A 15,201-nucleotide genomic window follows, 5' to 3' on the forward strand; every position below is an offset into this window, starting at 1 on the left:
AAAGTAATATACCATGTAAGATTTTCAATTGCAAGTGTTTTTTTTATTAATTTCTAGTAGCTATTCAGAAGTCTGCATCTCACTTCTTGCAAGACAGGTTTCATAATATACCATGGATGTTTAGGTAACACAAGCACTTTTTTCGCAATAAAAAAAGCCGCCGAGGACATCGAAATAATGTCCAAGACAGCCGCGGCTTTTTTACGGAATATAGGTCACACCTTCTGAATAGTTATTGTTTGCATTCCAGATGAGATACTCCTGAACGCCTGCATCGTGTAATGCTTTAATTTGTGCATCTACCTCAGCCTTGCCGTATTTGATATAATTGCCTGCCCCTAACCAGCTTGCCGTAAAATCTTGAATCCACGGCCGTGACTGGGGTGGAGACTGAAGCTGGGCAAACTTCGCTTTTTCGGCTTTCATGTACTCAGCCACGAGATTATATGGTTCTTTATCAGGTCTCGAAATACCGAAATAACCGTTAGACCAATGGCTTGGATAAATCATGGAAGATATGACATCTACCGAGCTGGCAATGCGATTAAAGTTCTGGCCGATCCCCGGAGCCTCAGGCAATGTCGCTGAGTACCCGAATATGTCCACAGAAACATCTACGCCATATGGTTTAAGCTGATCTTTGGCATAAGCAACAAAGTCGCTGACTGCATCAACACGAAGCTGCGTCATACGTGCCTTATCGCTAAAGTCCGGCACTCGAGGCGCTCCTTTTTTAAGATCAGACACGTTCTTTTGAGCATCGTCCATGACCTTTTTATTTGCTTCGCTTTTCTCAACATTGTAGGCATTGGAGGCATCTGCTAACTTCAACTCCAAGGAAGCCAGATCCTCTTGGTACTTCTTGGAAGCCTCGGCGTAGTCTTTTTCCTCCTGTACGAACTTCGTTGGTTTTTTATCCTTGTAATCGCCCATGGTATATTTGAGGACATTGTCCCTGCTTTCAAAACCTTCCGGGAAGCGAACATAATCAAATTGGATCTCTTTAAATCCAAGTTCAGCCGCTAATTTTGCTACTTCAACATTATGATCCCACGTTTCTTTCAGGAATGGGTTGATAAAACTGTCACCGTTCGAATTACGCCAAATGCTGCTGCCATCTATAAAAGAAAGATCAGACCGTTTTTTTGCCATAACCGTATCTTTAAAAACGACGATTCTAGCGATCGGGTAGATTTTATGCTCCTCGAGTGTCTTCAGAAGTGCTTTGGGGTCCTTGATGTAAGGTTGACCAAATTCCGCAAGCTTGCCATCAGGTTTAAAAGTGATATAGCCATCATCATCCTTCATATCGATGACCATTGCATTCAAATCCGTGTTATCAACGAGTGAAAGAAGTTTGGACATACGCTCCCCGCCAGCTGACCAGCCTGTCACATAAATTCCACGTACGGCATCTGGATATTCGAAATGAAATGGAGGAACAAAACCGGGTGCTTGCGTTGCCGCCGGAGTTGGCGATACCGCAAGTGGAGCGTCAGATGGCGATGCAGGTGTCGATGTTGGCATTACTGTTGATGCGAGCGTGGGTGACGGCGTAGGCCCTGGCGTCGTTACTGATGGCTGCTCCGATGGATTCGTTGTGGTCATAGCGTCTTGGGACGACTGACAAGCCGACAACATGAGAGCTAAACCTAACATCAAGCAAATTAGAACTTGTTTCTTCACCTTGCTCTCCCCCTATTTCAAAGCATGTTCTGTAATTCAATGCTCATACTTGAAGTATTCGGGAAACGGCAAAACTATGCTGCACTTGGCCCTCTCTCGCAAAAAAAAGAGCAGCTGCCATCGCAGATCTGCTCTTTCAATGCAATCTCTATGTTTGAATCGGTTGTTGTGCGTTACACCGTTGCAGCATGGTTCTCACGAGCAATCTTCGTTGCTTCAACCATGTTGCGCAGGGAAGCAACGGTCTCTTCGAGTCCGCGTGTTTTCAGGCCACAATCCGGATTAATCCAGAACAACCGGGCATCCAATACGCGTAGTGCTCGATCAATCATTCCTGTCATTTCTTCTACACTAGGAACACGAGGACTGTGGATATCGTATACCCCTAACCCGATACCTAACTTGTAGGTATTTAGCTCAAAACTATGAATCAGCTCGCCATGGCTGCGGGATGTCTCAATGGAGATAACATCGGCATCCATCGCTTCAATGGAGTCAATCATGTCATGGAACTCGCAATAACACATATGGGTATGGATTTGTGTTGTTTCTTGTACGGTGCATGTGGTAATGCGGAAAGCTTTGACTGCCCAAGCAAGGTAACCGGCTTGCTCTTCTTCTTTCAGCGGCAGACCTTCGCGAACAGCGGGCTCATCCACCTGAATCATGCCAATGCCTGCTTGCTCAAGAGCCTCCACTTCTTGTCTAAGCGCATAAGCTAATTGATAAGCAATTTGCTCACGCGGAATATCGTCGCGAACGAATGACCAGTTCATGATGGTAATCGGTCCTGTCAGCATCCCTTTTACAGGACGTGAAGTTTTGGACTGGGCATACTTCGTTTCTTCAACCGTCATCTCACCCTTGAACGCCACATCTCCGAAAATAACCGGCGGCTTCACGCAGCGTGAACCATAGGACTGCACCCAACCGTTCTGTGTGAAGGCAAAACCAGCCAGCTTCTCACCAAAGAACTCGACCATATCGGTACGCTCAAACTCGCCGTGTACGAGAACATCCAACCCGATCTCTTCCTGCAGGTCGATCCAAGTGTCGATTTGATCGCGGATATACTGCGCATACTGCTCGTTATTCCACTCGCCTTTACGCCATGATTGACGCGCTTTGCGCACTTCTGCCGATTGTGGAAAGCTGCCGATCGTCGTTGTCGGAAAAATAGGCAGCTGCCACTTTGCTTGTTGAGCTTGATGGCGCTCGGCAAATGGATGGGAGCGCTCCGGTTGTTGGGTGCTTAGCGCTGCGACGGCTTGCTGAATGTTGACGCGGTTGCGTTCCTCCGATTGCTGCAAGGCTTGAATGGCTGCATCGCTTTTGACTAGTTCATCTATAATGCCTTCGGTGTCGGAAGCTAATGCTTTTGTTAAAAGAACAAGCTCTCCGAGCTTCTCATCGGCAAATGCCAGAGCGTTTCTCAATTCTGTTGTGAGTTTCGTCTCGCGTTCTGTCGTTACCGGAACATGAAGCAAGCTGCAGGAGGACTGGACAATTAGGCGATCAGCGGATACGAATTCCGTTAGCTCATTAAGCAGCTCCAGCTTCTCGCGAAGCGACGCTTTCCAAATACCGCGTCCGTCAATGACACCTGCGCCTAACACCTTGTCCGCTGGGAACCCTAGCGCTTTAATGGCGATCAGATTGCCAGTATATCCATGCACGAAATCAAGTCCGATCCCTTTGACCGGTAATTTTACAATGTCGTTATAGTGCTCTACCGATTCAAAATAGGTTTGCAACATGATGTTAAGGCTTGGAACGGCTGCAGTAATCGTTTCATAGATACTCGACAAACGCTGTAGGTCTTCCTGGCTTAATTTGGTTACAAGAATGGGCTCATCGATCTGTACCCATTGCACGCCTTCTTCGGCAAGCTCTTGAAGGACTTGGACATAAAGCGGAACTAAGCGCTCCAGCCATGCATCCGTCTCCGATGCGCTGTATCCTTTAGAAAGCTTGAGGAAAGTTAATGGTCCAACAATCACCGGTTTCCCTTCGATACCAAGCTTCTCTTTAGCTTCTCTATACGCTGTAAGAGGTTTGTTTTCAGTAAGTACAGGGGAAGCATCCGCCAATTCAGGGACGATATAGTGATAGTTCGTGTTAAACCACTTCGTCATTTCACTTGCTGCCGCACCCTTCGTTCCACGAGCTACGCCATAATAAACCGATAACGGTACAGGGCCACCCTCATAAGAGAAACGTTTCGGAATAATTCCGAACATAGCGGCTGTATCCAGGATATGATCATAATAACTGAAATCATTAACCGGAATGAAATCGATGCCCTTTTCTTGTTGTTTACGCAAATGAGTCAAACGAATTTCTTGCAGTTTAGCTTGAAATTCTGTTTCTTCGATTTTTCCTGCCCAGAACGCTTCCAAAGCTTTCTTCCATTCGCGATCTACACCGATACGCGGGTATCCCAATACACTGCTTTTCGCCATCATTAAAACCCCTCTTCAATTTGTTATATAAAAATTATCACAAATTCGCAGATATAAAGTAATTCGAATAACATATATCCAGCTATAGTTTTGGGCTATAATGATCACGTGCAGAAAGTGCTTGGAATTGCATGTCGTTTACTTGGAAATTGCCTGCTTTAGCGCTTCAACATAAGCTGCGCCTAGCTTCGTTAACATCGTATTTTTATGGGATATCCAGCCCACATGGATGGTTTCCTCACAATCCAAAGGGACAGGAATAATCTCGTTACCGTTCAAATCCGCGTTCAAAACACCGGTTGAAATCGTATAGCCATTGAGTCCTATTAACAAATTAAAGAGCGTAGCGCGATCCGTTACCCGTATGCTTTTCTTATGGGAGATCGTACTCAGAATTTCCTCTGAGAAATGAAAAGAATTATACTCACCTTGATCAAAGGAGAGGTAAGGATATTCCTCGAGCTGTTCGATGGTGACAATCGACTGACTGGCCAATGGATTTTTAACGCTGATAAACACATGCGGTTTCGCTTTAAATAAACTGTTAAATTGCAAATTGGCGGATTTCAGCATCTTGTTTATGACTTTTTCATTAAATTCATTCAAGTATAAAATACCGATTTCGCTTCGCAGCGTTTGGACGTCTTCGATAATTTCATGCGTTTTGGTTTCACGCAGCGCAAATTCATATTCATCTAAACCGAATTCCTGGATCAGACTGACAAAGGCATTGACCGCAAACGCATAATGCTGCGTGGAGACTGAGAAATGCTGCGGTGAAGGCTTCGCATTCAGGTACCGGCTTTCCAATAATTCAGCCTGCTCGACGACTTGCCGCGCGTAACTCAGAAATTCAACACCTTCTTTGGAAAGTGTTATTCCTTTATTGGATCTTTCAAATATGGAGATTTGTATTTCTTCTTCCAAATCCTTGATCGCATTCGATAGGCTAGGCTGCGTAATAAACAACCTTTTAGCCGCTTCATTAATCGATCTGCGGTTCGCTACCTCAATTACATATTTCAATTGCTGCAAAGTTGTCATCGCTATCCCCCTAGGAATCAATTAGACCATATTTCAACTTTATTCGATCAAGCTTGGAAAGCATAGGTTTCGCAATAAAATACAAGAAAATCACTGTAGAAACGGCATGTATAAGATCAAAGGGGATTCCTTGCAGATAGGCTAACAGGAACATTTCTTTGGTTGGCTGTACAGGGGACATCAGCACGGAGGCAGGGTTGAGAAGACCGCCATAGATGAAGAAAGTCGTGAGCCCTCCAAAGATGCATAAGGCTGCTTTATTTCTCCTTAGTATACCTTTCTTGAATAGCAGGCCGGCCAGAAAGCCGATGATGCCGAAAGCAAACATTTGCCATGGTGTCCAAGGTCCTTGCCCGAAGAAAAAGTTGGAAACAAACCCGGTAACCACGCCAACAAGAAATCCCGCTTCTGCGCCTAAACATACGCCCGAGATAATCACCATCGCAACAACCGGTTTAAACTGGGGAACCATAAAAAACGCGGCTCTCCCAGCTACCGCTATTGCACATAATACCGCTATCACGATCAACTCTCTCGCTTGGGGTTTCCTGGATTCAAACAGCATCACGAAAGGCAGCATGGTTTCAAGGATCACGAGCAAGCTGATAAAATAGTACTTTCGATCATTCAAATAATAAATACCAAACCATATGGTTAACGGTATAATCAGCAAAATCATAAAGGATGCGATGATGGTTCGTTGAGATAACTTCCTTTTATCAATAGGTGTTTGATCCATTACATCACTTTTTGGGAAGTCTGCTTCTTTTTTTGTAAGCCGTGATTCTGGCAACTTTCGGATACGAAAATCCCGCTCCGGCACGGTTCCACCAAGAGCCCTGATCACATCTTCCGTTGTAACCGCACCGGGAATCAGATGCCTGGACATGCGGCTTGCTGCCGTTGTATAGAAGCTATTGCCTGTAAAAAACTGCTGCGGTGTGCCTTCTGACACAATCTTGCCGTCGAAAAACATTGCACAGGTATCCGCATAGGATGCACAAAACTCCACATCGTGACTGACCATAATGATGGCCGTTCCTGCAAGCTTGAGACTATGAAGAATCTCGCCCAACTTCAGTTTAAAATGGTTGTCCAGCCCTTTCGTAGGCTCATCCAACAACAGGATTTCAGGCTCAAGCAGCAAGATCTTCGCTAGTGCGGCTCTCTGCTGTTCACCTCCGGACAAGTCATACGGATGGCTTCGTAATAGAGCGCCAAGCTCACATAGCTCAGTTACTTGCTCTATTTTTTCTTGCACAACCTCTTTGTTGACATCTCTTCCGATGAACATCTCGCGAAGATCCGCTTCCACGGTTTTACTTACAAAAAGGATTTGCGGATTTTGCGGCAGCACCCCGAGCAAACCGCCGTATTTCTCATGATCGGATAGATCTTGAATTTTTTTGCCACCAAGTTTAACCTCTCCCCGATATGGCTTTTTTAAGCCTGCTATCAGAGATAAAGCGGTCGTTTTGCCAGCGCCGTTCCCTCCTAGAATGGCATATATTTCACCGGAGTGAACGGATATAGACAAGCCTTTCACAATATCTGGGGCTGTTTTCTCGTACTTAAACCACGTTTCCTTTAACTCAACGGCAACCTTGCCCTTTTGATTCGCTTGCGTCTTTTCCGGTGTAGTTGTCATGACATGCGAAGTCTGAACTAGGTCGTCCAGCCACTTCCGGCCTTCCCGAACCGTAATCGGGCACTCCAGATCATTAGGGATGTGAGAATAAATTCTCATTGGCGCAGGCATGGCGAAGAACATCGCATCCTTCGTTTCTTTAAGCAATTTACCCACATTTCGGGGTGAATCATAGGTAATGACTTTACCGTGATCCAAAATGGCTACCTTGTCGGAAACCGGCAGAAGCTCTTCCAAGCGATGCTCGGAAATAATGATTGTTGTTCCTAATTCTCTATTAACTTTCACCAGTGTATTCAGAAAATCTGAAGAAGCGATCGGATCAAGTTGGCTCGTTGGTTCATCCAAAATTAAAACCGAAGGCTGCATGACCATCACAGAGGCCAAGTTTAAGAGCTGCTTTTGCCCACCCGAGAGCTCTGAGACGGACTTATGAAACCAGGTTTGCATCCCGAAAAAGTTAGCGATCTCAGCAACCTTCAGCCTGATGGCTGGCGTACGATATCCTAAGCTTTCCAGCCCGAAGGCCAGCTCATGCCAAACTTTATCGGTCACAATCTGATTGTCTGGCGACTGAAATACATAACCGATCTGGGATGACTGCGTTCTTGTATCGACCGCACCAAGGTCGGCACCTTCAAAGCGAACCTTGCCGCTCCTTTGGCCATGAGGCGTTAGCATAGTTTTAAAATGGCGCAGCAGTGTCGATTTACCGCACCCTGATTTTCCACATAAGGTAATGAATTCGCCTTGTTTTATTTGTAAAGAGATGTTGTCGAGTGCCAGTTTATCGCTACCAGGATAAGAAAATGTTAAATTTTCGATTGCAAAAGCTTCCACTTCCTATCCTCCCATACATTCATAATTAAAGGAATTGCACACATAACAACATAAGAACCTAATGCACTAATCGTAAAAGCGGAAAGTCCATGCCCTTTCATCGACGGATAATATCGGAAATACATCGCTCCGTATAACGAGCTTATCAAGACATAACCTCCTACTAGCGTTAAAGCAGCAAGAGCCCATTGATCACGTCGGTCAAACGTGTAATTGGAATAGGCTGTTCTTCCCTTCAGCCCGTATCCGCGGCTTCTCATGGAATCCGACGTTTCGATGGCATTCTCTAGCACCCAGGTTATCATAATGGACATGATTCGAATGCCATGTCTGATCCGTGTAATCACGCCGCCATTCGAAATGTCTCTGCCCACACATTTTTGTGAATCCGATACCCTTTGGAATTGGGCCTTGAATGTCGGAACAAAGCGCAGCACCATCGAAAAAATGAGCGACATTGCCGGGATCAGTTTCCCGAATAAATAAATGAACTTATCGGAGGTCATAACCGCGTTGTAACAAGAGAACCAACAGATGACCGTTATCAGCATCGCAGCCGAAGCCACACCAAACGTAATGGATTCCAAAGTGAGCGGATTCCCGTTCTCCAAATACGTTAGGATCGTTACGCCTTCGTGATTAAATGCAGGATTGATGAGTGCCGTTATGATTAACATGGGCAGCATAACCAGAAAATTAAATCGAATCGCCTTTTTCCCGTTCAAGTAGATCGAGTAAGCGAATGAAAAAAACAAAGAGATGATCAAGCATGCCGGATGCAGAAAAAACATCGAACACGCAATGACCATAACAAAATAAAGAAAATTAACAAGAGGATGATAGCTTGAGAACGCATCTTTCATTGTTTGGTTGCTCCCATAGCATTATAAGTGTCGCCAACGTCACGTCCTAAGTCACACGTATAGACCCATTCAATCACGTCGCCATCTTTCAACTGATACCGGCTGCTTCCATAATTGGGAAACCAGCCGTTAACTTTAAACATCCAGCCCGAGAGTTCTCCGACATCAAATTCGTAGAGATTGTTGATTCCTTCGATATAGGCGGAATTGTAGATGGGGGTATTCACGAACTCCATATGAATTTTATGCTTTTTCATTTCCCTTTGCAGAACGTTAAACACAGATTCGCCTTCGTAAAAGGTTACTTTAGTGGCTGGAAGGATGATTCCATCCTTGGGCACCAGTTCTACCTTTTCCTTATCCAGCAGCTTCATGTTATCTAAAATGGTCAAACAAGTAACGGATAGGGTAGCCGTCATGGCCTTGTCAGAAATTTTGATGTTCTGAGGTTCAACAGGCAGCGGCTTCCCGGACGGAACTGGCTCCGTTAAGTATTTATCTTTACCTGTCTTAGGATCAATCTCTTGCTTGACGGCAGGTTGGCTGGCAGTAGGTTGGCTTTCAGCAGGTTGAGTGGCAACAGGCGTAGGCGTTTCCTTTGGAGAGTCTTTATCGGATTCTTTAGCAGGTACTGCCTTCGTTGGTTCCGGCGTTTGCGTAGGAGCTGCTTCGGGCGGTTTAACCGTACTTACAGGCTGTTCCGTTGATGGCTGCACGGCTGAGGGTTCAGCTTTAGAAGAATCAGGCTGCTGCCGGGCAGCTTGACTCTTCCCTTCAACTTGCTGCCCAGCCGCTTCCGTCGTTGGTGCAGGCAATTTCGCTGGGGTATTCGGTTGCGGTCCCATAAACAGGTAACTGGCTACGAGCGCAACCACGATAACGATGCCCGAAACGAGTTTCGTTTTCGTTATTTTCATAGGATCACCTGTTTCACAAAAGTTTAGATATCATTAATAGTTGATATAGCATATCTGATACTTCACTGCGCGTTACAGCCGCTTCAGGTTGTATCTCTATCATGTCTTGGGACAAAATATGTTCACGATAAGATAATGCTAGACTTGCTCTTGCCCATTCGGCCGTTTTCGTGTAATCCGTAAACTGAGCAAGCATATCTCGGATTTCGATGTCCTGTACATTCGTATCCAAGCCGCAAAGTTTGGCCGCACGGGCAACCATCACAGCAGCTTCCTGACGGGTAATGGTTTGTTCAGGTGTAAATGTATCCTCTGAAGTTCCTTGGATGAGGTCATAGGTGTAAGCTGTGCCTACATAGGGTGCATACCAGCTATCTGCAGTGACATCTTTGAAAACAAACGCTGCCTTCGGTGTCAGGCCCAGACTTCTGGTTACAATGGCTGCAAATTCAGCCCTTGTCATCGTTCGATCCGGTGCAAATTGGGTGTCCGATATGCCGTTAAGGATATTTCTGGCAGCCATCGCTTCTATGGATTTCTGATTGACATGTCCTTGAATATCCGTAAAAGTTCTACCTGCATTCGTGATAACGCTCGGCTTAACATCTTTATTTTTATTCGGCAATCCTTCGGTTTCCGGTGTCTTGGTTTCGTTGCCCGGATTCGTCTGGGAGCCCTTTTTGACATCTGCCATGTTGTAAAGACTAGTTTTCCCTGCACCTACTCTTTGTACGTTAACCAGCGTATAAAAAGCCTGCTCCGTAGACATCAGATTTTCACCGCTGCCGTCAGCTGTATGCATAAATCCCTGTCCTTCTCGATAATAACTTAACAGATTTTCGACAAGGTTATGACCATTTTTAGTAAATCTGCGATCATCTGGACGGATGCCAAGCTCACATAAAGCCATGAGAACTTGCGCTGCGCTTTCCACATTCTCTGTTCCCCAGGTCGCATACCCCCCCGAGTTATTCTGCATGTTGGATAGGGCTTCAACGGCCTTATCCGTTGCTGCTTTTACCTTTTCCCTACTTTGATATTTGGCAAGAGCTTGCAATGCCATACCCGTCACATCAGGGTCAGCTGTGTTACCGGATAAAGCAAATCCCCCGTCTGCCAACTGCCTTGTCAAGATTTCGTCGATATACATCTCTCTAGTCGCTTGAGTCTTCGCGTTTTTGTTCACAGGTATCTCATATCGGCCTGAATCTAAGGCAATCAGAGCGAAAATCGGACCGTTAATGCCCTGCCAGTTCGTTTTGTCGAAATCCCCTAAAGGCTCTAACAGGTTATAACCTGCTACATTAGAGGGATCTTTGCCAATAGCGCTCAAAGCCAGAATCACTCTCGAATACTCCGTGTATTTCTTGTCATGCAAAACGCCGCCAAGCTCCTTGACATACTTTTCTACAACTTTGTAATAATCGTCATAATAGCTCTGTGGGACTGAATATCCAGAACGAGCCAGCCCTATAACTGCCCATTCTCCACCTATAGATCCTACCTGCGGCTCTGAAACGGTCTTCGTCAGATAGGATGCTGTGTTCGTAACAACCTGAGAAATCTCGGCTTGATCTGCTGCAAAAGCTTGAATCGAACTGCTTAAATAAATACAAAAAATAAGAAGTAGAACTGAAAGCTTCTTCATCATTCTCATTGCTCTCCCTCCAATATTTCAAATCAAATATTGGAGAAGGAGCAGAAATTGTTCTGCTCCTTCTCCATACATGCCTGTGTACACCTAAAGATGAAAATAAAAGCATAAAAGACATCAATAGTGCAAAAACCGACTTCTTTACATGACTATGAGTTATATAGTAACATTCCCCTTCTCTCTTACTGATTTAATTAGCAACGCAAAAAAGCCACCCTCTTCAGGGTGGCCTAACTTCAAATCATTGCGCGCAAAAATACACAATCTCAAATAAAATTATGCTAACGCATAATTTTGGTTCCCTCTTCTCACCCCCAAAGAATTAGAAACACCATGAACAAAGGCAGGTCTCCTGGCTTATACGTCATTGCTTCTCTTCGCCTTCCCAATCTAGTATGTAAGACAGTGGCATTTTATGAAGAGTCGCTCAGTAATTACAGTGGTTGGGACCGCGTCGGCTTCGTACCGAGCTTCCCTTTTAAGCAAGCACCCGAAGGGAATACTTGCACCTTTATCTAGAACATTATTAAATTATGAACTAATGGTATCTTCTTTCTACTGTTTTGTCTACTTACTTTCATTTACTGTTAGCTTGAAACTATCTCTAATAAACCGATGATCCTTAATCCATTGGGATACAATCATATAGACATTATCCTTCATATAAGGACTAAATGTTTCATCATTCGTAATCTCAACTTGCTTCGGAATCGTGTCTACCAGCATGATACCATCGGTCTCAAATCCGCTCGGGAGCGCTCCAAGAACAAGGACCGTGGAAATATAAATATTTTTCACAAATACTAGCTGGTCATTTTCAAAAATCAGATATTGCCCAATTCTCTCGATCGCATCCAGCTCTCCTCCAGCCTCTTCCTGCATCTCTCTTCGAACCGTTTGAAGAACGGGCTCCCCCTTCTCTCTCTTCCCTCCTGGCAACTCCCACCCCCGGCTGTTATGTCGAACAAGAATCAGTTTACCTTGATAGAATGCACAAATCAGGACACAATTAGCTTCCTCAATGAGACATTCCCTGGATAAAATAATCTTTTGATTCTGTAAAGCACCTGGAAATTCATACTTCACTATGCCACCAACTTTATTTTTCTTGTAATAAAAAAAGTACTTGATCCAAAGATCAAATACTTGGTCCAGATGCAAATTTAGTAGCTCAACCCTGGATATAATGGGAATTGCTCTGTCAGATCACTGACCATTCCCCGTACTTGGTTATGCACAGCTTCGTCCGTAGGATTTTTCAACGTTAACGCCACAATTTTGGCAATTGTTTTCATAGCTTCTTGATCCATGCCACGGGCGGTAACTGCTGGAGTGCCGATGCGGACTCCGCTTGTAACCATCGGTTTCGCAGGGTCGAAAGGAATCGCGTTTTTGTTTACCGTTACGCCTACTTCATCCAGCAAATGTTCCGCCTCTTTACCGGTGATACCCAGACTACGCAAGTCGATCAGCATCAGATGGTTATCTGTGCCTCCGGATACAAGATTGACACCTTCAGCCAAAAGCTCTTCTGATAACGTTTTGGCGTTAAGAACAACATTTTGAGCGTACGTTTTAAAATCTTGTTGAAGCGCTTCGCCAAAAGCAACGGCTTTAGCGGCGATGATATGCATCAATGGCCCGCCTTGCGTTCCGGGAAATACTGCTTTATCAATCGCTGCAGCCCAAGGCTTGCGGCAAAGAATCATACCGCCGCGGGGTCCCCGAAGAGTTTTATGCGTAGTTGTAGTTACAAAATGAGCGTGCGGTACAGGGCTAGGATGCAACCCTGCGGCAACTAACCCGGCAATATGTGCCATGTCCACAAAGAACAAAGCTCCCACGTCATTTGCAATTGCACCTAATGCTTCAAAATCAATAATGCGAGCATATGCGCTGGCACCAGCTACAATCATGCGAGGCTTATGCTTGAATGCCAATTTGCGAACTTCATTGTAATCAATAAGCCCGTCGCTTTCTCTGACACCATAAGGAATAAAGTTATACAAAATACCTGAGGCATTAACATGACTTCCATGTGTTAAGTGACCGCCATGCGCCAAGTTCATACCCAGAACGGTATCTCCCGGGTTCAGAGCAGCTAAATATACCGCCAAATTGGCTTGCGCGCCGGAGTGCGGCTGCACATTGGCATGCTCTGCGCCAAATAATTCTTTCGCACGATCACGCGCGATATCCTCAACGATATCGACATGCTCGCATCCGCCGTAGTAACGTTTTCCCGGATAGCCTTCTGCGTATTTATTCGTCAAAACCGTTCCCATTGCTTGCAGAACAGCTTCGCTGACGAAGTTTTCAGAAGCGATCAACTCAATTTTGTCACGTTGACGGCCAATCTCCAAATTCATTGCCTCAACAATTTTGGGGTCTTGTTTACGTAATTGTTCCACAGTCTATTGCTCCTTAGCATCGTTTTGTTATAAAAAAGATATCATAGAGCTGTGGCTATAGAGTAACTGGATTTAACTATATCTAGATATAGTTAATGGCTATATCAGTAAGAGACAGAGGAAACTTACCTACCTCATTAGAATGGAAAACGAATCACCCGACTACACAGCCGCTCAATCAATTCCCGCTCATGGCTAATCACCATAACACCCGCACGCTGGCGCTCAGCCCAGCGCAGAACCGCATGCCAGATTTGCGCTTGTGTAATAGCATCTAACATGGTGGTCATCTCATCTGCAATCAAATAGCGTGTTTCCGGCCCCAGCGCTCTCGCCACACAAATCCGCTGCAGCTCCCCGCCGGACAGTTCGTTCGGATAGCGATCTAGCCATGCGTCCTCAATCGAGAGTTCCGATCGCATAACAGGGTCCATCATACCTGACTCTTGAAGAGTTCTCCGCAGCTTCCACCTCGGATTAACCGCTTGTTCAGGATGCTGCAGCACGAACTGAACGGGGTTTCGCAAACCCCTCCTATGCGGAACACCGTCCACACTCACATGTCCTTCTTGCAGTCCCACATGACCAGCAAGTAATTGACCTAGCGTGGACTTTCCGCAACCACTTGGTCCGACGAGTCCTACGATTTCTCCTGCTCCCACTTGAATATCAAGGTTATGGAATACCCACGCCTCTTTCCCATACCGATACCCCAAAGTTTTTCCCTCAAGCACTATGTATGCACCTAACCTTTCCGCTTCTTACCGTGCGCGACTCAGGAGCTTGCTGTTCACATTCCGAGGTGGCCATAGAACAGCGTGGAGCAAAAACACACCCTGTCGGCAAAGCATCCGGCAGCGGTTGAGCCCCAGGCAAAGGAATAAATCCGTTGCCCGGGAGCGCTCTCCATAGCGCTTGCGTATACGGATGCCGCAGTCTCTGCCCATCTCCTGTGAAATCGCTGCGGGGGGCAATTTCAATTACGGTCCCGGCATACAACACAGCAATCCGATCGGCTACCGTTAAAGCCGCTTCAATGTCATGTGTGATTAACATGACCGCACAACCTTCCTGAGCCAGCTGCTTGAATCGGCTTAAGGTCTCACTCATAGAAGGCGCATCCAAGCCTGGCGTAGGCTCATCCGCAATCAACAACTGAGCTCCGCTTACAGTTGCCGTTGAGACGAGAACTTTTCGCGCCATTCCTCCGGAAAGTTGTAAGGGAAACAGCTTGGCGACAAAGTCCGATAACTTATATTTGCTAAAAGCTTTCCGCTGAAGCTCGTCGGGATTTCCTCGCCGAACCGCTTGTCTCACCTGATCGCCGACGCGCATTAAGGGATCCAGATACTGCACAGACTGAGGAATTAGCGCGATTTCTTTCCCACGCAAACCCGCCTGCCTTTCAGCAGTCAGCTTCTCGCCTTTAAAGCGAATTGTCCCCGTAACTTGAGCATTGCCGGGAAGTATGCCCAGAATGGCATGCGCCAGCAGACTTTTGCCGGAACCGCTGGAACCTACGACGGCCAGAATTTCTCCTGCATCGATCGAAAGCTCCAATTTATGTATGGCTTCCGTTTTTTTAGGGCGAAAGTGGCGATCCAACGAATTAAAGCTGATCGATAGTTCACTAACCTCCAACATATAACTGAATCCCTCTTTTCCAAGCTTAAAAT

At 45.7% G+C, this 15,201-nt stretch carries 11 protein-coding genes and 1 riboswitch; all 11 genes read right to left on the bottom strand.

Annotated features, from left to right (window positions below; all coding sequences use genetic code 11):
* Positions 1-201: 201 nt before the first annotated feature.
* The gene (locus PCH02S_RS22545; RefSeq protein WP_127456286.1) at positions 202-1,686 is read right to left on the bottom strand and encodes a putative glycoside hydrolase; all 1,485 of its coding nucleotides are present in this window, start codon (positions 1,684-1,686) and stop codon (positions 202-204) included.
* A 173-nt stretch (positions 1,687-1,859) separates the two neighbouring features.
* On the bottom strand, positions 1,860-4,148 hold the full coding sequence (gene metE, locus PCH02S_RS22550; RefSeq protein ID WP_127456431.1) for a 5-methyltetrahydropteroyltriglutamate--homocysteine S-methyltransferase: 2,289 nt from the start codon (positions 4,146-4,148) through the stop codon (positions 1,860-1,862).
* Positions 4,149-4,286: 138 nt separating this feature from the next.
* A complete protein-coding gene (locus tag PCH02S_RS22555) occupies positions 4,287-5,192 on the bottom strand; it encodes a LysR family transcriptional regulator (protein ID WP_127456288.1) in 906 nt (301 codons plus the stop codon).
* Between the two features lie 10 nt (positions 5,193-5,202).
* Positions 5,203-7,680: an ECF transporter S component gene (locus tag PCH02S_RS22560; RefSeq protein ID WP_127456290.1), complete on the bottom strand. Its 2,478-nt coding sequence runs from the start codon at positions 7,678-7,680 to the stop codon at positions 5,203-5,205.
* Positions 7,653-8,543: an energy-coupling factor transporter transmembrane component T gene (locus tag PCH02S_RS22565; protein ID WP_127456292.1), complete on the bottom strand. Its 891-nt coding sequence runs from the start codon at positions 8,541-8,543 to the stop codon at positions 7,653-7,655. The genes PCH02S_RS22560 and PCH02S_RS22565 overlap by 28 nt, the downstream gene beginning before the upstream one ends.
* Entirely contained in the window at positions 8,540-9,460 is a 921-nt protein-coding gene (locus tag PCH02S_RS22570) for a DUF4430 domain-containing protein (protein ID WP_127456294.1), read from the bottom strand. The genes PCH02S_RS22565 and PCH02S_RS22570 overlap by 4 nt, the downstream gene beginning before the upstream one ends.
* 13 nt (positions 9,461-9,473) lie before the next feature.
* Complete coding sequence (locus tag PCH02S_RS22575) at positions 9,474-11,117, bottom strand: S-layer homology domain-containing protein (RefSeq protein ID WP_127456296.1); 1,644 nt, start codon at positions 11,115-11,117, stop codon at positions 9,474-9,476.
* Positions 11,118-11,439: 322 nt separating this feature from the next.
* A riboswitch (cobalamin riboswitch) is annotated at positions 11,440-11,642 on the bottom strand.
* Positions 11,643-11,681: 39 nt separating this feature from the next.
* Positions 11,682-12,200 (bottom strand): NUDIX domain-containing protein, encoded by a 519-nt coding sequence (locus tag PCH02S_RS22580; protein ID WP_164819695.1) that lies wholly within the window; start codon positions 12,198-12,200, stop codon positions 11,682-11,684.
* A 77-nt stretch (positions 12,201-12,277) separates the two neighbouring features.
* On the bottom strand, positions 12,278-13,525 hold the full coding sequence (locus PCH02S_RS22585) for a serine hydroxymethyltransferase (RefSeq protein WP_127456299.1): 1,248 nt from the start codon (positions 13,523-13,525) through the stop codon (positions 12,278-12,280).
* 137 nt (positions 13,526-13,662) lie between these two features.
* Positions 13,663-14,259, bottom strand: a complete 597-nt coding sequence (locus PCH02S_RS22590; RefSeq protein WP_307719944.1) for an ABC transporter ATP-binding protein — start codon at positions 14,257-14,259, stop codon at positions 13,663-13,665.
* Positions 14,252-15,169 (bottom strand): ABC transporter ATP-binding protein, encoded by a 918-nt coding sequence (locus PCH02S_RS22595; RefSeq protein WP_127456303.1) that lies wholly within the window; start codon positions 15,167-15,169, stop codon positions 14,252-14,254. The genes PCH02S_RS22590 and PCH02S_RS22595 overlap by 8 nt, the downstream gene beginning before the upstream one ends.
* Between the last annotated feature and the right edge of the window lie 32 nt (positions 15,170-15,201).

It is taken from the genome of Paenibacillus chondroitinus NBRC 15376, from assembly GCF_004000765.1.
Lineage (GTDB): Bacteria > Bacillota > Bacilli > Paenibacillales > NBRC-103111 > Paenibacillus_E > Paenibacillus_E chondroitinus.